Consider the following 24,526-nt stretch of genomic DNA (forward strand, 5'->3'; position numbering starts at 1 on the left):
AAAATGCTTTACTTCAAAGCAACTACTTCTTCAAGGGAACTTCTTTAAAGCAACTACTTCATAAAGTTCAGATAGCCCTGCAAGACAATCAAGTTAACGATGTCGATAAAGAAAGCGCCGACGATAGGCACAACCATAAAGGCTTGGGGTGACGGCCCTGTGCGCGAGACGAGCGCGCCCATGTTCATTACCGCCGTTGGCGTTGCGCCCATACCAAAGCCGCAGTGGCCACCGGTGATCACCGCCGCATCGTAATTACTGCCCATCACTTTGAACGTCACAAAATAGGCGAACACCGCCAGTACTGCGGTTTGCACCAGTAAGATGACTAGCAGCGGGATGGCTAAATCAAAAATCTCCCATAGCTTTAAGGTCATCAAAGCCATAGAAAGGAACAGTGACAAAGCGACTGTGCCTATGACATCGATACTTTCAGTATGGGGCTTATAGCCGCGGGTGAGTTCAGTGATATTGGCTATGATAACGCCAAGGAAGAGAGCATAAACAAAGTCGGGCATTTTGAGCCAAGCTATGCCCGATTGGCTGATCCACAACGTGAGCCATTTTGAGCCTGCAACACACAGCAGCAGTACAAACAGGGTTTCTAATATGGTTTTGGCTGTAACTTGATCTTCTTCTAACTGATCGTAAGTCACTAAATGCGGATGTTCACTGTGATGCTTGCGACCAATCCCATAGCGAGAGACAAGATTATGTTTACCGATTAATCGCTGTGCGACGGGGCCACCTATAATCCCGCCCATGATTAAGCCAAAAGTCGCCGCGGCCATGGCAAACTCTAAAGTATTGATACCGTAGTTTTCCGCAAAGGTTTGTGACCAAGCGACGCCCGTTCCATGGCCACCCGACAGGGTAATTGACCCTGCGATAAGGCCCATAATCGGGTCGAGCCCTAACAGATTGGCTAAACTGACGCCGACGGCGTTTTGGATAATAATATAAATCGAGGCAACACCCAGAAAGATAAAGACTTTTTTACCACCGCTGAGTAACAGCTTGTAGTTTGCCGAGAGGCCAATCGTGCTGAAAAACATCAGCATTAAGGTATTTTGCAGCGATAAGCTGAAGTCGAGACTGATATTTTGAAAGTGAAGAAATGCGACACCCGCGGCGACAACGAGGCCACCCACTATGGGTTCGGGGATATTATATTGCCTAAAGACACGTACATGGCGATTGATGGAGTGGCCGATAAACAGCACGAAAATGGCAATTAAAAATGATTCTAGCTCGCCAATCGTATAGGTCGTGTGCATGAAAATTCCTTACAAACTGTCTTAGTGTGGGCATTTCAGTGAGCACAATGCCCATTGAGGAGTCACCCATCTTGTTATTAAGTACCTGCTAATGCTGGATGTTAAGCGCTTGATGTCGAGGACAGATCAGTGTCAATCCGATAAAAATTTAAAGGATGAGTGAGCGCGAGTGTGTATCGTTTTATGGTTTACAGGCCAAGAACAGCAGATTAAATAGCCTGTTCTTGAGCATAAATAACTGTCTATTTATGAGGTGTTGCTGAGTCTATCTGTGGTCAAGGTTGAGGCGATTAATGCGTGCCTCCTATGACCGAATGGAGGCGAGTTTAGCAGAAAAGTGTCGCGCTGTCGCTAAATCACATTACAAATCATGATGTTATGATATTGTTTTTCTAGTGTTGCTAAAGTGGCGCTTGTGCTTACGTCAACATATAGCAAGCCTTAGCACCGAAATTCGTGCGCATTAGCGCCCGAATATGTCGATGTTTACAGCAAGATTCCGCGGGATAGTTAGCATCAGCGTGCTAGCCTATTTGGCTAACACGTCGGTTAAGGCATTGTCGAGGTCACTGAATTGAAACTGAAAACCGGCTTCGAGGGCGCGTTTAGGATAAACAAACTGTCCTTCGGTCAGCAGCTCTGACATTTCACCCATAGCCAAGCGTAACGCAAGTGGTGGGGTCGTGATAAGGGCGGGGCGATTGAGTGCTTTTCCAAGCGCTTTGGTAAACACAGCGTTACTGACTGGGTTGGGGGCTGTGGCGTTGAATACGCCTTTGCAATGTTCTTGGCTGAGTAAAAAGTCGATAAGGGAGATGAGATCTTGCACATGGATCCAGCTCATGCCTTGACGTCCATGACCAATTGGGCCACCGAGTCCGAGCTTAAAGGGCGGTAACATTTTCTCTAATGCGCCGCCTTTTCCTAACACAATCCCGATACGGATAATGCAGACGCGGGTGTGCTCAGTGTTTGCATTAAGCGCTTCTTGCTCCCATTTTCGGCAGATGTCATGGCTAAACTCAACATGGGCACCACTGGATTCATCGAGCAATTTATCATCATGTCGACCGTAATAACCCACTGCCGAACCACTCACCATGATCTTAGGCGGATTACTACTCTGCTGTATTAGCTGAGTTAATCTTGCCGTGATATCCCAACGGCTATCACAAATCCGCTGCTTCTGGTTTTTGCTCCAGCGCTTAGCGACGATCGGCTCGCCCGCAAGATTCACTATGGCGTCGATATGATTTAAGTCGCTCAGCGCATCGAGGCTCTCAAGGTAATGGTGCTGATTACCGAGTATTCTCTGCGTTTGTTGCACTGAGCGCGTTAATAACGTCAGTTGATGATGGGGCGCCAATCGTTCGACTAATTGGCGGCCAATAAAGCCGCTTGCGCCAGTGATCAGTATATTCATGGAACCTCTCTTATCGGTTGAGCTCTGAGGATATATACCGAAATACGGTGTGCAACGATCACTTAGTCTGGCTATTTCTAGCGAGATTATTTCTGATAACACAACTCCATTGAGACTGAATCGGCAAAGCGCAAGGCATGGGGTTTGTCGATTTCGACACTGGCAAATTCAACCCAAGGATGCTCACTGGCGATGGCTAGCGTTTGGCTGGTAAGATTTTCGAGTAATGAGAAACGGTTATTCTCAATCAGTTCAATGATCTTTTTGGTGATAGTGCGGTAATTGAGCGCATCCTCAACATTATCACTGTTACGGGCACGCTCGGCACAATAATGGATCACGACATTGATGATCACGTCTTGGCGATTTTGAATTTCATCTTCTTTAATGCCGATAAAAGTACGAAGTCTTAAGTTTTTAATGCGTATAATCGCGGTTTCTGGTTTCATAATGGCAAATGGCTATCTTAAGCTAAGGTTTCTGAGGTTAAGTGTGTTCTCGGGTTAGCCTAACAATTTTATCTAAGATCAAGAAGGATTTTTAATAAATGACGCGACCTAATACGCCCTCCGCTGCTTACCGTGGCTTTGCGGTTATGGCCTTTGTAGTGATTATTTTGGCAGGGATTAAGGCGGCGAGCCCGATTGTGGTGCCGTTTGTGCTATCCAGTTTTCTGGCGGTGATTTGTAATCCCGCGATTGGTTTAATGACAAAATTCCGTGTGCCTAAATGGCTTGCGGTGATCCTCTTGATGGGCTTTATTGTGTTGATGGGCCTCTGGTTAGCCTCGGTTGTCGGCAGTTCAGTCAATGAGTTCTCCAAACAATTGCCCCAATATCGGGTGCAGTTAGTCGAGCAATTTGCTTGGATATTAAATAAGTTACATTCCTTCAATATTCAGATTTCGAAGGATCAAGTATTAGCGTATTTTGACCCTGGCATGGCCTTGTCTATGACAACGAATATGTTGTCGGGTGTCGGCAATGTGATGGCGAATTTATTTCTGATCATCTTAACCATCGTATTTATGCTGTTTGAAGCCCAATCGCTACCAAAGAAATTGCATTTGGCGCTGGACGATCCCGATATGCGCCTCAAGCAGATTGACCGCTTTTTGCAATCGGTTAATCAATACATGGTGATCAAGACGCTAGTGAGTTTAGCGACCGGGATTATCGTCGGTGTTGGTTTAACCATTATTGGTGTGGATTACGCCATGCTGTGGGCGGTGATCGCCTTCCTATTTAATTACATTCCCAATATCGGTTCTATCATAGCTGCCATTCCAGCGGTGTTATTAGCCTTCATTCAGCTTGGCCCTGCGGCTGCTGGCGGTACTGCACTTTTATATGTCGGTGCCAACATGGTGATGGGCAATATGATTGAACCTAAATTTATGGGCCGCGGCTTGGGCTTATCGACCTTAGTGGTGTTTTTATCGTTAATTTTTTGGGGCTGGTTGCTAGGTTCTGTCGGCATGTTGCTGTCGGTGCCGCTGACTATGGTGGTTAAAATTGCCCTCGAATCGAGTAAAAGTGGTAACTGGTTAGCCATTTTATTATCGGACGATGTTGAAGATAAGTTCGTGGCCAGCAACACGGAAAACTCAAGTTCCGATGGCGATGACGCCGATATAAGTACAACAGAGAGTAAGTAATAGAAGATGCAAAGTTTTATACAAGCGCTAGCGACAATTGAATTAGGTGATGATGCAGTGCGGTTATTTCACGGCCGCGGTGGACACTATTCGGGTTGTGAACACCTATGTTTAGATTGGTTTGCGCCAGTGCTATTGCTGACCAGTTTCACTCCCTTAGCCGATGACGATTTAGCCACATGCCAGCAGGCCATTGCGGCACGTTGGCAGGCCATTCGTCCTGATAGCCAACTGAATTTAGTCTACCAATACCGCAGTGCGGGGGAGACTTTTACTCAAGTGCTGCAAGGCGAAGTGCCTGAGCCGCATATTGTTAGTGAAAATGGCGCACGCTTTCAGGTGCATTTAATGCGCGGACAAAACCACGGTTTATTCCTCGATATGGCTAACGGCCGCGAGTGGGTGAGAGCAAATGCCCGCTATAAAAAAGTGCTTAATTTGTTTGCCTATACCTGTGGTTTCTCGGTCGCGGCATTACAAGGCGGCGCCGATGAAGTGGTCAATATGGACATGAGCAAAGGCGCATTAGGCATAGGCAAACAGAATCATTTGCTGAATGGCTTTAGTGCGGGAGCACGTTTTTTAGGCCATGATATTTTTAAATCTTGGGGCAAACTGAAAAAGCTTGGTCCCTACGACATTATTGTGGCCGATCCACCGAGCAATCAAAAGGGCAGTTTTGTCGCGACTAAAGATTATGTACGTTTAATCAGGCGTTTACCTGAGTTACTTGCCGATAATGGTGAAGTGTTACTCTGCCTCAATGCACCCGAGCTCGATACCACTTTCCTACGCCAGCAGGTCGCAGATGCGGCGCCAGCACTCGAATACATAGAGCGCTTAGCCAATCCGCCAGCGTTTATGGATGTGTCTGAAGAGAAGTCGCTTAAGGTGCTGCGTTACCGTTTATCGACTCAAACCTAGTCTTGATTTAGCTTAATAGGCCAGTTTTAACTGGCCTTTTTTGTCGGTTTTTAATGAAGCTAAATGGAAAATTTAATTGCTGATTTTAAAAGTGCAACAAATATGGATGTGTAAACTCAAGGCAACCTTGCTGTCAAACTAGCTTGAGTGTTTAGCTTTTTACGCGGTCACTTGTTTATGAGCAAAATGTTACTGAGCAAATGGCTACTCAGAAAATTATCACTCAGTCATATAATCGCCCAATCATTAGCTTAAACGCTCCGTCAGTAGCTTAATCGCTCAGAGAGCTGCGATTGTCCAAAGGTTTCAATCACTTTACTTACTTGATGTTGATCTAAGTGTTTGAGGGCGGAAATTTCATCATAAAGCCTGTCCTGAACATCTAATGGCATATTCATGTGTTCCATAAACATGCGGATCCCTAATACATCGCCGTGGCTAAATAATGTCGTTAGTGTGGTGGCTTCAAGCTCAATAAGTGCGTTCATATCTTACCTCCTACTCGCGTCATTACTTAATTGATAGCAGCTAGCGTCACACTTCCCTAGATTCATTGTTTGTAAGCGATTTCTGTTAATAGCGTTTGTGCATATAGTGCAGCATTTAAATGGCGTCATGGGCGGCTAAATATCATCGCTAAAGATGAAAGGCTTTCAGTTTTCCGGACAGATTTTGAGCTTTATAAGTGATAACACGCCTTAAGTACCATCGGTAAAGAAACAAAACTGAAAGTTTTCTGTAATTATAGTTTTGGCTTTGTTATACTCCTGCCCACGGAATATATCCCTTTCCTCATAGGCAAAATGTCAGCATAGAATGACATGCCTCTGCGACCTTACCCAATCAAGCAGGAGTTGTTATGGAAGTTCATGAATACGAAAATGCTTATTATCAAGTGAAAGACGATGTACTGACGTCTTTACCTGCTGAAAGCGAAGAAGAAGTGATCCAAGCTTAATCGATAGCGATTAACTGACGGTACTTATGAGTCCGACGTAACAAAACAAGCACATTGAAATAGCAACCTTAGGGTTGCTATTTTTTTGGTTGAAATCGGTACTTGGATTGAGCGCATGACAAGGCATGCGCAATAAAAGAGGCGAGCGAGAAGGGAGATTAACCGTTTACTTTGCGCTTTTCTGGCATCAGCTCGACGATAGTCCATTTACTGCCAATCTTGTGGAGGCGTATGGTCCTGTCATCAATCCACGGCTGGCCGCCTTTAAGCCCTTTCATTTTGACCACAACAATGACGTCTTTGGTAAATTTACGGAAAAAGTCGATATCGATATCATCAATTTCCATTTCAACATTGGTCATCGACAGGCCGAGCATATTGCGCTGCACTGCGGCGGCAATATAGTAATGGGTGAGCACTTGTTTAATTGGCTCATCGACAAATTGCTTGGCTTGTTCAACATCGCGATCGACATAAATCGCTTTAAAAAAGCCTAAGCTCACTTCTTCGGGTGATAACTGGCGTTGATCTTCCGTCGAGGGATCGCCACAACCAAAGAGGAACAGCAGGGAGATAAATAATAGAGTTCGCATAAATTTTAGTTATTGGAATTTGTTCTGAGTATCGCGATTTTAGCCCTAATGCACAAGTTCTGTCGTTATTTGCGATCTACTGGGAAATGCGTTGACTCAAGCCTATTGAGTGTGGCATATAGTTAGGAGGCATATAAAAAGGTTATCCACAGAAACTGTGGAAAACTATGTTGAAGACTTCAGTGATACTTTGTAAGTCACTGATATTGTCTTGCTTTATCTGATGGTTAAAAAGTGACGCTTTTCAGTTTTCCGCCATGTTCCACTTTCACTTGTGGATATTTTTCGCCGTTCACTCACCTTATTCACACCGCTTAATTCGTTTTCCCTCGTATTTAGTTTGCGTATTTTTGCCATATTGACTTTGCTATTGAGCCATTATCACAGCGCGATAAGCCTTGCTTATGCTAAATTTGAGCATAAAAAAAGCACCGGTAAGTACCAGTGCTTTGTTGTGCGTAACGTTATGCAGATTTCGCTGTGTTAGCCTTTAGCCGCGTCGTTTTGTGCTGCTTGAATTGCCGTTAGGGCGATAGTGTAGACGATATCATCGACTAACGCGCCGCGAGACAAGTCGTTCACAGGTTTGCGCATACCTTGCAGCATAGGACCGATACTGATCAGATCCGCGCTTCGCTGTACAGCCTTGTAAGTCGTGTTGCCTGTATTGAGGTCTGGGAACACGAAAACGGTGGCTTGGCCAGCGACAGGACTATCAGGTGCCTTAGAGCGAGCAACATTTGGCATAACCGCCGCATCGTATTGCAATGGACCATCAATAATCAGATCTGGGCGTTTTTCTTTGGCGATACGGGTCGCTTCACGCACTTTATCCACATCTGAACCTGTGCCTGAGTTACCGGTTGAGTAGCTGATCATTGCCACTCTTGGCTCAATACCGAAGGCTTTTGCTGATTCCGCTGATTGGATGGCGATATCGGCTAATTGCTCTGCATTTGGATCTGGGTTAATTGCGCAGTCACCGTAAACAAGCACTTGATCTGGCATCAACATAAAGAAGATGGACGAAACTAAGCTTGAGCCCGGTGCCGTTTTGATCAATTGCAGTGGTGGGCGGATGGTATTAGCTGTAGTGTTAACCGCGCCAGATACGATACCGTCAACTTCGTTTTGCGCCAGCATCATAGTGCCAAGCACCATGTTGTCTTCTAACTGTTCACGGGCAACGACTTCCGTTAAGCCTTTGCTGCGACGCAGTTCCAACATAGGTTCTACGTAACGGTCGCGCACCTCTTCTGGATCGATAATGATCACGCCTTCGCCAAGCACCACATCTTGCTGTGCGGCGATACGAAGGATTTCATCTTTTTTACCTAAAAGTACACAGCGAGCGATACCGCGTTCGGCGCAAATGGCCGCCGCTTTAATGGTACGCGGCTCATCACCTTCTGGCAGCACCACAGTCTTGTGTGCGGCGCGCGCCAATTCCGTGAGTTTGTAACGGAAAGCGGGTGGTGACAGGCGATGCTCACGGGGCGAGTTTTTAGTGACGCTTTCAATCCAAGTTTGGTCGATGTGGCTGGCCACATAATCCTGCACCAGATCAATACGAACCGCGTCATCTACGGGGACTTCATGGTCGAAACGTTGAATGTTGAGCGAGGTTTGCCAAGTGTTGCTGTCGATTAAGAACACAGGTAAACCCGTTTCAAAGGCCTGCTCACACAGCTTAAGAATTTCTGGCTCTGGCTCGTAGCTACCCGTCAACAGCAGGGCACCAATTTTCACGCCGTTCATGGCCGCAAGACAGGCTGAAACGATGACATCTGAGCGATCGCCTGAGGTCACAAGTAGTGAATCAGTCTTAATATGGGTCACCATATTAGGGATACTGCGGGCACAGAACGTTACTTTACGCAGACGACGAGTATGCATTTCGCCGGCATTAAGAATGCGTGCGCTTAAATGCTTCGCCAGATCCGAGGCACGTGGTGCAACAAGATCAAGGTTGTATGGCACGCTGCCTAAAATACGCAGTGGGCTTTTACCTGGCATTTGGAACATGCTGGCCGCATCTGAGCGTTGAACACTTTGGTGATCAAAGACTTCAGAGAGATCAGGGCGCGCGCGACCTTCGTCGTCAACGGGGGCACCAATCTTGTTGATCACAGCGCCAATAAGGCGTTTGTTCTTTTTTCCGCCCCAAGAGTTGTAGGCGATTTCAAGGCGATTCATCAACCCAGTTGAAGTATCGCTACCTGGCGTGGCAATAAAAATCACGTCTGCATCCATGGCTTTAGCGATGGCATAGTTCACATCGTCGGCAAAGGGATGGTTACGTGTTGGCACTAAACCTTCAACAATTAAGGTCTCAGTGTTGCTGGCGCAATCGGACGCACGGGCAATGATTTGCTCCATTAGTACGTCGGTTTGGTCAGCACGAATTAAGGCTTCGGCATGGGCCATGTCGAAGGGCTCTAACGGATTCACCGTCGGCGATTTGCTCAGAATAGTGGTTGAGCGTTCTGGGCCATTATCATTAGGTCTAAGTTGGGATATCGGCTTAAAGAACTGAACTTTAACTCCGTGGCGCTCCAGTGCGCGAACCATCCCAAGGCTTAAGGAGGTCAGGCCGACTCCTGTACCTATGGGGATTAACATAATATTACGAGACATAAAAACCTCTAGTTTCGATGGTTTTTGGCAGAAGAGTTTCTGCAAATTTGCTTGTGAGTATGCTGTGTAAAGCGTGAAGCCGTTTGGGTTAGCAAACGGCTTAGGTCATTTTTATTTGTTGATCAGTTTAATTGAATCTTCGGCGATAACCCATTCTTCGTTCGTTGGGATCACCATGGCAATCGTGCCTTTATCTTGAGTGATGATGCCTTTCTTACCGAAACGCGCCGCTTTGTTGCGTTCGCTATCGACATGGAAATTGAAGATTTCCAGCATGTTGAGCACTTTTTCGCGGATTAAGTCTGAGTTTTCACCAATGCCGCCGGTGAAGACGACGGCATCTAAACGGCCCAGTGGCACAGTGTAAGAGGCGATGTATTTGGCTAAACGGTAGCAGAAGATTTCTAAGGCTAAGGTCGCGCCTTTATGACCGTCGGCGTAACCTTCTTCGATTCCGCGGCAATCGTTAGTCAGCTCGGAAATACCCAGTAGACCACTTTGCTTGTTCATCAGGTTATTCACTTCTTCTAAGGTGTAACCCAGTTGATGAACTAAGTGATAGATGATTGAAGGGTCAATATCGCCACAACGTGTGCCCATGACCAAACCTTCTAATGGGGTTAAACCCATAGAAGTGTCGACACTTTTGCCGCCTTTGATGGCAGTTACTGACGCGCCGTTGCCTAGGTGAGCACAGATAACGTTAGTTTCTTCAATGGGCTTGTTGAGCATTTTTGCCGCTTCACGGCTAACGAATAAATGACTCGTGCCATGCATGCCATAACGACGGATACCGTGTTCGCGGTATAACTTGTAAGGCAGGGCGTAGACATAAGCTCTGTCTGGCATGCTTTGGTGGAATGCGGTATCGAATACGGCAACCTGTGGCAATTTAGGGAAAGAGGCAATGGCCGCGCGGATGCCAATAAGGTGAGCAGGATTGTGCAGGGGTGCGAGTGAAGCACAATCTTCGATACCTTTGATCACGCTTTCGTCGATGATCACAGAGCGAGTGAACTTTTCACCGCCGTGAACGATACGGTGGCCAACGGCTTGAATTTTCGCTGCTAATTCAGGCTGTTCCGCAAGGATTTTATTAACAATGTATTCAACTGCTTCACGGTGAGCCGTAAATGCGCCTAAGGCCGCTTCATGTTTTTCGCCGTTGATTTTCCATTTAATGCGCGAGTCTTCTAAACCAAAACATTCGGCTAAGCCAGAAATTTGATCGTCACCTGTTTGCGCGTCAATGACGGCAAATTTGAGAGAAGAGCTACCGCAATTGAGAACTAAAACCAGATTATTTGACATGTGTAAACCCTTTGCCATTGTGTTTAATATAACGATTCAAAAAAATTAGGACCTGCGGTGTTTTTACCATAACAGTCTTGGGGCGATTCGCCAGATTGTGCTATGGTAAAAGCAGTATTCCATTGTAGTTGGTGTCTAAAATTGAGCATTAAGATCCTCAAAACCTTAGGTGATGGTCATCAATATATGAAGACTTGGCCTATGGTTAGACAACTGGGTTTTTATTTCCCTGAGTATCGGGTTGTCCGAGCTACTCAGCTCGCCATTCTGGTGATGCCAGTGTTGGCGTTTTTTGTGAGTATGAGCCAGCTGTATATTCACGGTTGGGCATTTCTGCCCCAAGCTGTCACTCTCGGTTTATTTTTCATCAGCTTACCGTTACAGGGGCTGCTGTGGTTAGGTTGGCGAGCGCGCCATCCATTACCGTTAACGCTGTTCGACTGGAGTAACCAGTTGAGTGCGAAGTTGTCGTCCATGGGTATCAATTGCCACACCTTAGGCGCTAAAGCCTGTTATCTCGATATGGCACTGATTTTAAAAATAGCCTTTGAGCGTTTAGATGCCAGTTATTGGGAAGAACTTTAGGCCGTTGCCGCTGTTATCCGTGTTGGCTTTCTATTACTGTGGATTAATAAATCGCGTTAATCCCTTGCCCAACAAATACGGCTTTGATCTTTTCCATGGTTTCTCGGCTCGGTGGTGATATACCATCGAGTTGATAGCTTTCGCCCATGGCTTCCCACTTGTGTTTACCTAATTCGTGATAGGGTAGCAATTCTACCTTTTCAATGTTTTTCATGGGCTTGATAAACTCGGCCAGTTGTAATGCCGATGCTTCATCGTCGGTAAATCCGCCCACCACCACATACCGTATCCAAGTTGCTTGATTACGCTCTGCCAAATACTGCGCAAATTGCAGTGTTCTATGGTTGCTGACTTTAGTTAACTCAATATGTTTTTCATCGTCCATGTGTTTGATGTCGAGCAGGACCAAGTCAGTGTGGTCGAGTAACTCATCAATCACTGGCGTATACTTACGTACAAAACCATTGGTATCTAAACAGGTATGAATACCTTCTTGCTGACAGGCTGTGAATAATTCGGCGACGAATTCTGCCTGTAAAATGGCTTCACCACCACTGGCCGTAACACCACCATTGCTGGCATCGAGAAAAGGCCGATAGCTGATGATTTGACTCATTAACTCATCGACCAGCACTTCTTTTCCGCCATCAAGATCCCAAGTGTCACGGTTGTGGCAATACTGGCAGCGCATTAAACAGCCTTGCATAAAGGTGATAAACCGTATGCCTGGACCATCGACTGTGCCAAAGGATTCCACTGAGTGGATCCGACCGATAACTGCCATTGTGACTCCTGTTAAAATAAGTGAGGCTGTAGCACAGTGTACTACAGCCTTGACTAATTTAGCTTACAGACCTTTGGTGAATGTACGCGTGATCACATCTTGTTGCTGCTCTGGCGTCAGTGAGTTGAAGCGCACTGCGTAGCCAGAAACACGGATGGTCAGCTGTGGATACTTGTCTGGATGCTTAACGGCATCTTCGAGCATCTCGCGGTTCATCACGTTGACGTTCAAGTGTTGGCCACCTTCTTTTTTGTCATTGTGGTCGAAGTATCCGTCCATCAATGCCGCTAAGTTGGTACGGCGAGCATCATCATCTTTACCCAGTGCATTTGGCACGATTGAGAAGGTATAAGAGATACCGTCTTGAGCGTGGGCAAATGGGAGTTTTGCCACTGAGGTTAAAGAAGCGATTGCGCCTTTTTCATCACGGCCATGCATAGGGTTTGCACCCGGTGCAAATGGCGCACCTGAACGACGACCATCTGGTGTGTTACCGGTTTTCTTACCATAAACCACGTTTGAGGTGATGGTCAGAATTGACTGAGTTGGGATCGCATTGCGATACATTTTACGGTCGCGAATTTTCGCCATAAAACGTTCAACTAAGTCACAGGCGATATCATCAACACGTGGGTCGTTGTTACCAAATTTTGGATAGTCACCGCTGATTTCGAAATCAACTGCAATGCCGTTTTCATCACGAACAGGTTTTACTGTGGCGAATTTGATGGCTGACAGTGAGTCGGCTGCGATAGACAGACCCGCAATACCACAAGCCATAGTGCGACGTACGTCTCTGTCGTGCAGTGCCATTAGCGCCGCTTCGTAGGAGTACTTGTCGTGCATGAAGTGAATTGAGTTCAGTGCTGTGACATATTGAGTCGCTAACCAATCCATTAAACCGTCTAAGCGATTCATCACGTCGTCGTAGTTTAATACGGCGTCAGTGATAGGGTCGGCTTTAGGGGCAACTTGGATTTTCAGCTTTTCGTCAACGCCGCCGTTAATCGCATACAACATAGTTTTAGCTAAGTTGGCGCGGGCACCGAAGAACTGCATATGTTTACCCACAACCATTGGGCTTACACAACAGGCAATAGCATAGTCGTCTGATTGGAAATCTGGACGCATTAGGTCATCGTTTTCATATTGGATTGAGCTAGTGTCAATAGACACTTTGGCGCAATATTTTTTGAAGCCGATGGGCAGTTTATCTGACCACAATACTGTGATGTTTGGCTCTGGACTTGGACCCATAGTGTAAAGGGTGTTCAAGAAACGGAAGCTTGATTTAGTCACTAACGTACGGCCATCTAAGCCCATACCGCCGATTGACTCAGTCGCCCAAATTGGGTCGCCAGAGAACAATTCATCGTATTCTGGAGTACGTAGGAAACGTACCATACGCAGTTTCATCACGAAATGGTCAATCATTTCCTGAGCTTGTTGCTCAGTTAAGGTGCCATTTTTCAGATCGCGTTCAATATAGATGTCGAGGAATGAAGAGGTACGGCCTAATGACATCGCCGCGCCGTTTTGGCTTTTCACTGCGGCTAAGTAACCGAAGTAAGTCCATTGAATTGCTTCTTGTGCAGTGGTTGCTGGGCGAGAAATATCGCAGCCATATTTGGCAGCCATTTTCTTCATTTGACCTAGTGCACGGTGTTGCTCAGCGATTTCTTCACGTAATTGGATAACATTTGATAATTCTTCACCCGCTTCGAACTGCGCTTGCAGTGAAGTGAATTGGGCAAACTTATCTTTCATCAGGTAATCGATACCGTAAAGTGCCACACGGCGATAGTCACCAATGATACGGCCACGGCCATAAGCATCTGGTAAACCGGTTAAAATACCTGATTTACGGCAAGCCATAATTTCTGGGGTGTAAACATCGAACACACCTTGGTTATGGGTTTTACGCAGTTCTGAATAGATGTATTTAACGTCTTCATCTAGCACGCGGTCGTAGGCGGCGCATGAGCTTTCCACCATACGGATACCACCGTTAGGCAACATAGCGCGTTTTAGCGGTGCATCTGTTTGTAAGCCAACGATAGTTTCTAATTCTTTGTTGATGTAGCCAGCGTCGTGGGAAGTGATGGTAGAAACCATCTTAGTATCGAAATCAACAGGCGCGTGGGTACGGTTTTCCTGTTTGATGCCTTCCATGACTTTATCCCACAGGGTTGTGGTTGCTTCGGTGGCACCGGCAAGGAATGATTCGTCGCCTTCAAAAGGCGCGTAGTTTTGTTGGATAAAGTCACGTACATTGACTTCAGATTTCCAATCGCCAGGGGTAAAGCCTTCCCATGCGTTGGCAAACAGTTCAGTTTTTTCGGTCATCGTACTAATACCTTCTGGTTGAGATAAAGGTTATTGGCGATCAGCGTGAAGCGATGCTGAGTATAAGCCAATAGCTAATTCCTGAAATAAAGCTCCCTTCATGATGACGCCCTATGATGGGAACTGGACTTTGAAGTGCTGTCACTCCAAAAGTCTGTCTATTGATACCCGATAAGATGACAAATATTCGCTTACTTTGATTATCGGCTACCGATCAATCTCTTTTGTAATTGGTAAGACCAATTGCCCACAAGCATATTAACATAGGTCTGCCGCTATCGCATCTTAAACGGATTGGTTTGTGCTCGCTTAATCCCAAATTTGCTAGCTAGGTAGCATTTTTTTACCACAATTAGGAATACAGCACGCTTTTCAACTTGGTGTGACATTCAAACCTATGACTTCCTAAATCAATAAACCTATGGTTGTTGTCATTTACTGTCCCCCTTTATCTGGGAGAAATCTATCCTCGCATCGATTGATTTTTGCTGGGGTTGAGTGATAGCCGGATAAACAGGGTATGGCAGTGGCTGTTGTGTTCGTGACGTAGAAACAAGCTCCTTGTTAGCTATTTGTATTAATTGTAGTTTATTCGCTAATCTTGTTGACCTTTAGGGAATGGTATAAGGTTATCCCCACTGGTCAAACGGTAACGCCTGAATTCCGCTAAAAATCATAAAAGAGTGGCTGAGCAAGGCTTTTACTACTCATCAGGCATGTTGTCGCTTGCTGCTGGGCTAAACTGCCAATACTGAGGCGTGGGGCGCTGGCGGAGCCAATCCAGTGGATATTGAAGTGTGCGAGTCAATCGATTGCCACATCTATGCTTTACTGCCTAATCAATGCTTCACGACTGAGTAGAGCTGAGTTTACTGAAGCTGATTTAGTGAACCGTTTGATAGCGAGTTTGATAACGAGTGTACTTGAGAGTTGAATTAGCTGGATACGAGCCATTTTGGTGTTATGGACAACCTAAATAGCATGTCATTCTGGTGGCTAAAATTGATCATCATTGGTAAGACCAATTAACCTTTTGTGTTTTTGGCTTCAAAGTTTTCACATTTTTGGTGTGAATAACATCACGCTTTAGCAATATCTACTTCACAGCATTAGCGCGTTGTATGGTACAAAGCGAGACTTTAGTGAATCATCATTTTCAGCAAATCAACATCTCGGTTTTGATTCGTGCTATCTGCGCAACGGCGCTGCAGGAGAGATATATGCTACGCATTCAAGTCTGTTTATCTGAAGTTGGAGTCATGCAATGAAAAGCCCAAATCCATCATCAACCCCAACGGTGACTAACAGTGCCCACGAAGCGCCACAGGTTTCAGCGCACTTTAGTTGTTACAATCAGGCGGAAATTTACGGTACTAGCAAAGTGGTTAAAGCGCCTTGGCAATCCTTTGGCCTGGCTGTGTTTGCTGGCGCCTTCATCGCCTTAGCCTTTGTATTTTATCTCACTGTGACCACAGGTGCTGGCGATGCGTCTTGGGGCTTAGTTCGCTTCGTTGGGGGGATAGCCTTTAGTTTAGGCCTGATTTTAGTGGTTGTTTGCGGCGGCGAGCTGTTTACCAGTTCAGTACTCAGTACCGTCGCCTGGGCACAAAAACAAGTCTCTGGCGCTGAATTACTCAAGTGTTGGTGCCGGGTTTATGCGGGCAATTTTGTCGGCGCTATACTGATGGTTTGCTTGATCACAGCCGCAGGCATGTATGAACTCGATGGTGGTAACTGGGGATTAAATGCCCTTAAAGTGGCGCAACACAAACTGCATCACACTTGGATCCAAGCTTTTAGCTTAGGCATTTTATGTAACATGTTAGTGTGTTTAGGCGTGTGGATGACCTTCGCCAGCCGTGATGTGTTGACTAAATCCCTACTGTTGATCTTACCCGTGGCCATGTTCGTCAGCAGCGGTTTTGAACACAGTATCGCTAACCTGTTTATGGTGCCTATGGGCATGATGATCCAATCTATCGCCAGCCCAGAATTCTTCACATCTTTAGGTGTGACTCAAGAGCAGTTTGCCGATTTAACCGTGACTAACTTTATATTCAACAACTTAATCCCAGTCACCCTTGGCAATATTGTCGGCGGCGGTGTGATTGTGGGTTTAGGTTATTGGTGGATAGAGCAGGGTAAAACGACGTCAAGCGATCCACACAAAGCTCACCATGAGCACTTTTCTGCACCCCATTCACATAACGAAAAACCTCAACATGCGAGTGAAATTAAGCTGACGAAGCATTCCTAGAATGTTTTAAATGACCCGTTGAACGATAAGAAAATGCCCAGCAAATAGTTGGGCATTTTTTATGCTTATCTACTGGGCTGCGTAAATGAAGCAAATAAAAACGGCATCCGAAGATGCCGTTTTTTGATTAGGTTCTAATTGAGAAATGAGATATTAGAACTTAACTTTGTATCCAGCAAATACTACACGACCTAAGATGTTGTGTGTATCTGTGTCGTACCCAGGATATCCTAAACTATAGTTTACAGTTGGCATTGCATCAAATAAGTTACGTGCACCTACAGTGACTTTTCCATAATTGTTGAAGTCATAGTTAAGTGTCATATCCCAAGTTGTAAACGAAGAGAAGTCTTGCTTATTAGTGCCGGCTTCCTGCTGTTGTGGTGTTTCACCATCATAAGAATCAATATATTTAGCGATTAAAGACGCTGAGAAATCGTCAATAGCGTAGCTAAATGTAGTATTGAAACGCAGTGGTGGATAACCTTTAGTACCTAAAACATCATAGCGTTGTGCAATTGGACTAGCTTGCTCAGAATATTCAAGTGCATATGTACCCTCAACTGCGAACTTCAGCTCGCCCATAGTGCCTAGATCGTATTTGGACGTAAAAGAGACATCAAGACCTGAGGTTTGTACGCCATCCATGTTAATGTTGCCAGCACCAATTTGATCGATTGTGCCATCAGCTTTACGTTTTACATAAATATAGTTTGGATCGTATGCACCTAAACCAGCAGTCGCTTCTAAGTCGACAATAGTTTGAGCATCGATATAACTTACTTGGTCAGTAATTTCAATATTGTAGTAATCAACAACCAAATCAATATTTTCGGTGATATTCCATACTGCACCGAATGAGTATTGAGCAGATTTCTCTGGATCTAAATCTTTATTACCTGAACTTTTACGTAAATACTGGTTATCTTCACATGCTTTGTTACCAGCTTGTTGATCAGCAGGCAAGCTCTGGCACAGAGTCGTATCAGTTATTGAATCGTAACTTGTTGCTGGCTCACCGAGTAAGTCGTCTAAAGACGGTGCTCTAAAGCCTTGTCCATAAGAACCACGCAATACTAAGTTATCAAGCACTTCATAGCGCACGTTAATTGAGCTTGATAATTGGCCGACATCAGGAAGACTGTATTGGTCATATCGACTAGCAAGTTTAACGTTTAAATTTTCTAGAACTGGAAGCTCTAACTCAACAAATGCCGCTTTATAGCTTCTGTCACCTGCTGAATCACCACCATAAGTACCTAGTACATTGCCTGCTGCTTGTTGTGCATCACGAGTATCTTTGTACTCCATTTTTTGATATTCAACACCGACGGCATAGCCTAAATCGCCACCAGGTAATGCTATTGGTGCTAAGGCTGCCCAAGATAAACCTGTACCAGTTGTGTTCGATGTCGCTTTACGTGTTGCTGTATGCAAAAATGTATCTAAGGTTGCCTGTGTTGCATTTCCACCTTCCACAAAAGGGTTATACAGTTCTTTATCTACAGCTTCTTGTAATTTATCTTCAAAGACATAAGAGTCCGTTTCGATATTAACGACTTGGTCAGAATATTGAACATACCAGCTTAATGAACCTGCATCTAATTCAAGATTCAAGCCAGTAACGATATCGACTACATTTGAGTCGAATTCTGTTTTGCGATCAGCTACACCTTTTAAGCGGTGATAGGCTTGAACCTCTGACGCTTGAGCTGTGCCATATGTTGGATTTAACTTGTTATCAGCAGCCATATATAGATTAGGAGTCCATAATGCTGTTGAAGATGTGGTTGATTTATCACGCATTACAATTGCTTGACCAAACCATTCTAGCTCATCAGTAATACGATGAGTCATATTTGAGAAAATAGAGTCTTTAGTTTGCTCAGGTAAGTAATCTGTGCCATCAAAATGACTAAATCCACAGGCTGAGCCATCTTTAGTGGTAATTACTCTATCAGTAGGGCAGTCTTTACCTGGGACTTGTAATCCCGTGTAAACAGGGTCATCAAATGTTCCATCTGCGCCTTTTCCTGGGCGAGACGCTACTGGACGATATGTTCCTTCTGGGGCATACAAACCACTGCGACCATATTTTTTGTCCCAGTTAGCAGTTATATGAGGACGTTGTCCACCTTGCAGAGGATCAAATGCTTTATGTTCTATAACAACTAAACTACTACCTTTGTCATCAGTTTTACCAAATGTAATAGATGCAGATTTTTCATCACGGCCGCCTTGTGTTGGGCTACCGAATTTTGCATCGAATGCTAAGCCATCGAATGTCTTTTTAAGAATGATGTTAATTACACCACCGATAGCGTCTGAACCATAAATGGCTGATGCACCATCACGTAAAATTTCGATACGCTCAATTGCATCCATAGGGATTAAGTTAAGGTTGGTTGAATCACCACCAAACGTTGCAGATGGAGCGATGCGACGCCCGTTAATTAATGTTAACGTACGGTTAGAGCCTAATCCGCGCATGCCTGAACTTGCATGGTTACTTGCTGAGCTTCCTGCGTCACTAATAAAACTTCCCGCGGTGTTAAATGGCATCTGAGCTAATACTGCAGAAACGTCACTCAAGCCTGTTTTAGCAATATCTTCAGCTGATAAAACCGTAACAGGTAATGCTGATTCCATATCGGTTCTTTGAATACGAGAACCGGTTACTTCAATACGTTCAACTTTTGCACCGTCTTCAGCAGCAAATACTGCTGAAGTTGATAATGCCGCTGTAGCAGCTCCGCCGATTAACGCAAAGCGAACTGCTTTAGCTAATGTAGATTTTGCGCGCATTCTATTCTCCCTTAACATTTGTTTTTTTGTTTAATTCTTATTTTATTAAAAGTCACTTTTGTAACCAATAAGTGTCACTTTTAATTAGGTTCAAGATATAACCACAAGGAAATAACAAGTGCAACATTATAAATGTTACTTAAATTGTTTGGAATTTGTAAATGTTGATGCTAAATGTTTTTTTTCAAAGGGTTTGTGCATCATTAATGCCGTTAATGATGGCTACTTAGTACCGGTTGTGATTTTTTATGTTAAATTTGTTTTTATTTGGTTAATTTGTTTTTATCAATTGTTTGTATTTCGTTTTAATTTGATTTTGGTTAAATCATACTTTTTTATTATTTTTATAGAGAAAATAGGAAATTTTGCTTATTTAGTTCGTCATTCCGTATCTCTTCAGGTTTGCTTGTGCAGCTTAACTTTATATATAGGATTTCATGCTGTTTAAGTTAGATGGTTTATTCTCTTAAATGTGCACTTTTTTAGAAGACCTAGGATAGGTTTGGTTTGAAATTGAACAGATTTTTGAGGTTTTTTTTTAATATTCTAGGGTCTGTTGATCTTTGCTGTACAAATGTTGTTCAGCAATACATCGGTAGCCACATTAACATAAACGCCAGTGACACCATACTGGCGTAATTTCTTGCTAGCTTGTCATACCTTGTTGATATTGCTCGATAGTGTTTAATTCTTCCAAAAGCATTCTCCACTAAATGTCGATACCGATATAAGCACCAATCGACTCTTTCTTGAGGTGTATTCTTATAGCGGCGCCTTGGAATAACAGATTTCCCGCCTTTATTTGCGATAAGTTCACGAAAAGCATCGCTGTCATAACCTTTATCTGCAATGACGGTATCAACCTGCTTCAGGTGCTCAATTAAGCTGGGGGCGTGTGTAATATCGTGTTTTTGGCCTTCTGATAATTCGAAATAAATCGGTAATCCTCCGCTGTCGACGGCTAAGTGAATTTTGGTTGAATTACCGCCTCGACTTTTACCAATACTCTCATTATTTAGCGTCGCTGCACCTGCACTGTGCTGGTGAGCCCGCACTATCGAGCCATCAATAAAGACCCATTCTATATCAGCAAGGTTGGCTAAGGCCTTGAATAAATGTGCTAGAACGCCTTTCTTAGACCATAAATGAAACCGTCTAAAGACCGTGCTCCAATGACCGAACTCTTTAGGTAAATCTCGCCAAGGGATACCTGTTCTAAGGCGGTAAAGAATACCTTCGAATGTTTGTCTATGTTCAGGTTTGTCATAAACACGGCCTGTGCTTTTCATTAAATGAAATAGCTTTTCCCAGCGTGCATCGGTTAGTATAAGTCTTGGCATGGCTTGAGGTTATGGTTACTTTTGGCGAAGCAAATTATAACGTCTTGCCATGCTGTCTAAAAATCACTCTAGAAAGATCAACAGACCCTAGTTACTCAAAAGAAGATGAATCGATATTCATCTTCTTTTGAGTATTGGTAGGTTTTTCTAATTAATGTGTACAGAGTGTATAAAATAGAGGATTAATTTTTACTTGGTTCTATTCTGTTTATTAGTTCTATCGCTTTAAAGCGTACTGGAAAATAGTGTCCTAAATAGCGTAGAGCGACATAGACAACCACTAAGGTGGCGATCACAAGCTCGAACTCTGCGAGGTATTTTATCCATACCGCTAATTCACCCATGTTGTTGAACTGGGTTAACCAAGCGGCGGTTTTAAAGAGCGCGGTAGCACCGATAACCATTGGGAAGGTAAAGGCGGCGTATCCTGGGCTAAAGGGCAGCTTTAACAGGTGAAAGAAGGCCAAGTAGATGATGCTGGTCATCAAAATGGCGATGCTCAGCAGTAAGGCTACTAAGGGAATTGACGCCTGCTCGCAAACGGTCAGATAGCCAGCGAGTGATAAACTGGCGGGCGCCGCGAGAATGGCAATGGTTGGTTTAGCGGCATCAGGTATCGCCTGACAGAAAATGAGGCGATAGAGCATTAAAGGCAGCATGACTAAGTAAGCTAACATCCCAAAAACCAAAATGGCGTTTGCTAGCCATTGGTAGTCAGATACAGGGAAAGACACCGCCGCGACTATGATGCCAATCGGTGGCACGAACCAGCTTGGTACCATATGCTCGAGTTTAAAATCGATGGCGCGGTAGTAGATAAACGCGCTTAAGAAGAGCACATGTATACCTATGGCCACTAACCACAGGGTTAAGCCAGCTTGGGGGAAATAATCGCCGAGTGTTTTAGACACGACCATCAGCCCCATGGCGAAGGTGGGGATCACGCTACCAATCACTGGGTGGCTGAGTTCGTCCTTTAGAATAGTCGGATGCAGCATAAACTTACCCATAAGCAGTAACAGCAACACAGAGGCGATGATGGCGCCTGTGAGTTGTCCTGCGCCATTAAGTGAAGGTGTCATGTTCTCCCATGTCCAACCTAAGCTGGCAATGGCAAGTGCTAGCCCTGCCATAGGGCTGGGAAGTTTAGCTGCGTGGGATGTCCAGCGTTTGCGTTTTGAAGTCATGTTGAATACCTCTCAATACTGACAATGCTTAACATCGCTTTTTTGGGGCGCTGTTTTGATGTCCTCAGTGTACTGTGGGTATCAATGATAAATAAATTTGATTAATTTTATTCATTAAGTAAATTTTCTTTACTTAAAGGTTGCCATTAAACTTAAGGTTTGAGTTTACAGCGCAGTAGCGTGTGCCCTAGGCCAAGATTGTCTGTATCTTCATCCACATACAGTCCCGCTTGGTGAAGCAGGGCCAATAAATCCTTAGAGTGATACATGCGGCTATTGCCATTGGCCATGGCGCTGAAATAGAGGCTAGTGGCATTTACGCAGTAGGCAGAGGCGGCCGATGGCTGTCTATCCCAAAAGGTTTCGACGATAAAGAGTTGGCTGTTTGGCGTCATTGCCTTTGCCGTGCGTTGTAAAATGCTCAGGATCTGGCTTGTTGAAAAGCAATCTAGAAACTGGCTCATCCAGTAAGTATCGGCGCCATCGACAAAGGGCAGGGTGTCGTCCAGCAGATCGGTGGCAAAGGTATGGACTCGCGCGGCAACGCCCCGTGCGATGGCATTTTGCGTCGCCACTTCAAGTTGTCCTGGGTAATCCATGATCGTGACTTCAATGTTGGCATCATAGTCACAGCAGCTCAGCGCCCATTTCCCCGTGTTGCCGCCTATATCCACTAAATGGCTTGGCTTATGGGCGAACACTAACGGCAGAAGCTGTGGAAAGGCATGATCCGAATAGTAATGATCGAAGGCAAACCAGCTCTGTTTCGCTTTGGGCGGTAAATCCTTCAAGGCAGGGTAGATAGTATCCCAGTCACCGAAAACCTTGAGTCCTGCGGCCTTTCCTTCGAGTAGTGCGGTATCAAGGCTAAAAAGGCCTTGATAACAAACGTCCTGCACAAAGTTAAGGTTGATGGCGGCCATGTCGTCATGGAGTAAAAAGTGCCCCGTTTTGTCGAGTACATAGCCAGACTCATGCTGCCAAACGAGCCCCATGCTGAGCCCCATATCCAGCAAGACTCCAAGGGCGTACTCGCTCAGTGGTGTCGATTGGCTTAACTCGGCCGCAGTGATCCCACGTTCAGCCGCGTTATCTATTTGCGCTAACACATCGAATTTGAGCAGGCAGTGGGCGACTTGGAAACTAATGGGGCCAAAGGCGATTTTTTGCGCTTCAAATTTAGCATTAAAGGCGCTGATATGACTTGGAGTGCGGTAAAAAGGCATAAAAAGGAATAAATTGGCGAGAATATCCGTTCTTTATAACTCACTGAGTCGCTAATGCTACTGGTGATACTGAGAACTATGAGCTGCATCCAAACTTGAGCTAGAACTTGTTTACGCTCTGCAGCCGGGATCTAATTAATGCAATGTCAAAAATAAAAATACCCAGCAAAGGCTGGGTATTTTAAAGGGGAATCCAACGTCGATTATTGAATGTTTTCTTCGTCGCCGAATTGGCCTTGGAACAAGACTGAAGATAAGTAACGTTCGGCAGCCGATGGCAAAATCACCACAATGGTTTTACCCGCAAATTCTGGTAATTCAGCGATGCGGTTTGCGGCAACAACGGCGGCACCTGATGAAATACCCACTAAAATGCCTTCTTCTTGCATTAAGCGGCGGGCCATGTCGATGGCTTCATCGTTAGTGACAGCTTCTACGCGGTCAATCAACTCTAAATCTAAGTTACCAGGGATAAAGCCTGCGCCAATACCTTGGATTTTATGTGGTCCAGGTTGTACCGGTAAACCTGCTAAGGTTTGCGCAATCACAGGAGAATCTGCAGGCTCAACCGCCACTGAGGTAATGGTTTTACCTGCCACTTTTTTCAAGTAACGGCTCACACCTGTAATTGTACCGCCCGTACCTACACCTGCAACAAACACATCCACTTCGCCATCGGTATCATTCCAGATTTCTGGACCTGTGGTTTTTTCATGGATTTCAGGGTTAGCAGGGTTATTAAACTGCTGTAATAAAATGTATTTTTCAGGAGCCGATTGACGGATTTCTTCCGCTTTATCAATCGCACCTTTCATGCCTTTCGCGCCTTCTGTTAGCACGAGATTTGCGCCAAGGGCTTTGAGCAGCTTACGACGCTCTAAACTCATGGTATTTGGCATCGTTAGGGTAAGCTTATAACCACGGGCCGCGGCAACATACGCCAGCGCAATACCTGTGTTGCCAGACGTCGGCTCAATCAGCTCGTGGTCTTTAGTCAGTAGACCCTTTTTCTCGGCATCCCAAATCATATTGGCACCGATACGGCATTTAACACTGAAACTTGGGTTACGCGCTTCGACTTTGGCCAGCACTTTACCTTGGCTAACACGGTTTAAACGTACTAGCGGGGTATTACCAATAGTATATGAATTGTCTTCGAAAATTTTGCTCATGGATTGCTTGCTCCTATGTTGGCACTACTGAATCATAATCTGCT

At 44.9% G+C, this 24,526-nt stretch carries 18 protein-coding genes; 4 read left to right on the forward strand and 14 right to left on the reverse strand.

The window, feature by feature from the left end; genetic code table 11:
* Positions 1-53 precede the first annotated feature (53 nt).
* From gltS to folX, 3 genes are all read right to left on the reverse strand, one after another.
* Entirely contained in the window at positions 54-1,277 is a 1,224-nt protein-coding gene (gltS, locus tag OX890_RS09965; RefSeq protein ID WP_126491673.1) for a sodium/glutamate symporter, read from the reverse strand.
* A 529-nt stretch (positions 1,278-1,806) separates the two neighbouring features.
* Positions 1,807-2,700 (reverse strand): TIGR01777 family oxidoreductase, encoded by an 894-nt coding sequence (locus OX890_RS09970; RefSeq protein ID WP_063884793.1) that lies wholly within the window; start codon positions 2,698-2,700, stop codon positions 1,807-1,809.
* Between the two features lie 86 nt (positions 2,701-2,786).
* Positions 2,787-3,149 (reverse strand): dihydroneopterin triphosphate 2'-epimerase, encoded by a 363-nt coding sequence (gene folX, locus OX890_RS09975; protein WP_006082167.1) that lies wholly within the window; start codon positions 3,147-3,149, stop codon positions 2,787-2,789.
* A 98-nt stretch (positions 3,150-3,247) separates the two neighbouring features.
* On the opposite strand from folX, the gene OX890_RS09980 reads away from it, so the two are divergent.
* Together OX890_RS09980 and OX890_RS09985 are read left to right on the forward strand one after the other, a co-directional pair.
* Positions 3,248-4,357, forward strand: coding sequence for an AI-2E family transporter (locus OX890_RS09980; protein ID WP_268650554.1), 1,110 nt, complete (start codon positions 3,248-3,250; stop codon positions 4,355-4,357).
* 6 nt (positions 4,358-4,363) lie between these two features.
* On the forward strand, positions 4,364-5,281 hold the full coding sequence (locus OX890_RS09985; protein ID WP_126491675.1) for a class I SAM-dependent methyltransferase: 918 nt from the start codon (positions 4,364-4,366) through the stop codon (positions 5,279-5,281).
* A 263-nt stretch (positions 5,282-5,544) separates the two neighbouring features.
* Here the strand turns inward: OX890_RS09985 and OX890_RS09990 are convergent, their stop codons facing one another.
* The 4 genes from OX890_RS09990 to ackA all read right to left on the reverse strand — a co-directional run bounded on the left by OX890_RS09990 (position 5,545) and on the right by ackA (position 10,780).
* Complete coding sequence (locus tag OX890_RS09990) at positions 5,545-5,769, reverse strand: hypothetical protein (protein WP_006082164.1); 225 nt, start codon at positions 5,767-5,769, stop codon at positions 5,545-5,547.
* 628 nt (positions 5,770-6,397) lie between these two features.
* Positions 6,398-6,832, reverse strand: a complete 435-nt coding sequence (locus OX890_RS09995; RefSeq protein ID WP_126491676.1) for a hypothetical protein — start codon at positions 6,830-6,832, stop codon at positions 6,398-6,400.
* 483 nt (positions 6,833-7,315) lie between these two features.
* Entirely contained in the window at positions 7,316-9,469 is a 2,154-nt protein-coding gene (gene pta / locus OX890_RS10000) for a phosphate acetyltransferase (protein WP_126491677.1), read from the reverse strand.
* A 111-nt stretch (positions 9,470-9,580) separates the two neighbouring features.
* Positions 9,581-10,780: an acetate kinase gene (gene ackA, locus OX890_RS10005; protein WP_006082161.1), complete on the reverse strand. Its 1,200-nt coding sequence runs from the start codon at positions 10,778-10,780 to the stop codon at positions 9,581-9,583.
* A 141-nt stretch (positions 10,781-10,921) separates the two neighbouring features.
* Between ackA and yfbV the strand changes: the two genes are divergently transcribed.
* Complete coding sequence (gene yfbV, locus OX890_RS10010) at positions 10,922-11,365, forward strand: terminus macrodomain insulation protein YfbV (protein ID WP_086012247.1); 444 nt, start codon at positions 10,922-10,924, stop codon at positions 11,363-11,365.
* A 43-nt stretch (positions 11,366-11,408) separates the two neighbouring features.
* On the opposite strand, the gene pflA is transcribed toward yfbV, so the two are convergent.
* Positions 11,409-12,149, reverse strand: a complete 741-nt coding sequence (gene pflA / locus OX890_RS10015) for a pyruvate formate lyase 1-activating protein (RefSeq protein WP_063884797.1) — start codon at positions 12,147-12,149, stop codon at positions 11,409-11,411.
* 63 nt (positions 12,150-12,212) lie between these two features.
* Complete coding sequence (pflB, locus tag OX890_RS10020; RefSeq protein ID WP_006082158.1) at positions 12,213-14,495, reverse strand: formate C-acetyltransferase; 2,283 nt, start codon at positions 14,493-14,495, stop codon at positions 12,213-12,215.
* 1,264 nt (positions 14,496-15,759) lie between these two features.
* Between pflB and focA the strand changes: the two genes are divergently transcribed.
* A complete protein-coding gene (gene focA, locus OX890_RS10025) occupies positions 15,760-16,752 on the forward strand; it encodes a formate transporter FocA (protein WP_126491678.1) in 993 nt (330 codons plus the stop codon).
* A gap of 153 nt (positions 16,753-16,905) precedes the next feature.
* Here focA and OX890_RS10030 read toward each other — a convergent pair whose 3' ends face one another.
* The 5 genes from OX890_RS10030 to cysK all read right to left on the reverse strand — a co-directional run bounded on the left by OX890_RS10030 (position 16,906) and on the right by cysK (position 24,482).
* A complete protein-coding gene (locus OX890_RS10030; protein ID WP_107404299.1) occupies positions 16,906-19,557 on the reverse strand; it encodes a TonB-dependent receptor plug domain-containing protein in 2,652 nt (883 codons plus the stop codon).
* Between the two features lie 581 nt (positions 19,558-20,138).
* Positions 20,139-20,897 (reverse strand): IS5-like element ISSod6 family transposase, encoded by a 759-nt coding sequence (locus OX890_RS10035; protein WP_126491679.1) that lies wholly within the window; start codon positions 20,895-20,897, stop codon positions 20,139-20,141.
* Positions 20,898-21,079: 182 nt separating this feature from the next.
* Complete coding sequence (locus tag OX890_RS10040) at positions 21,080-22,084, reverse strand: TDT family transporter (RefSeq protein WP_126491680.1); 1,005 nt, start codon at positions 22,082-22,084, stop codon at positions 21,080-21,082.
* Positions 22,085-22,236: 152 nt separating this feature from the next.
* Positions 22,237-23,310 (reverse strand): methyltransferase, encoded by a 1,074-nt coding sequence (locus OX890_RS10045; protein WP_107404302.1) that lies wholly within the window; start codon positions 23,308-23,310, stop codon positions 22,237-22,239.
* Positions 23,311-23,513: 203 nt separating this feature from the next.
* On the reverse strand, positions 23,514-24,482 hold the full coding sequence (gene cysK, locus OX890_RS10050) for a cysteine synthase A (RefSeq protein WP_006085400.1): 969 nt from the start codon (positions 24,480-24,482) through the stop codon (positions 23,514-23,516).
* Positions 24,483-24,526 lie beyond the last annotated feature (44 nt).

This window comes from Shewanella sp. DAU305, assembly GCF_026802235.1.
GTDB classification, from domain to species: Bacteria; Pseudomonadota; Gammaproteobacteria; order Enterobacterales; family Shewanellaceae; genus Shewanella; species Shewanella baltica.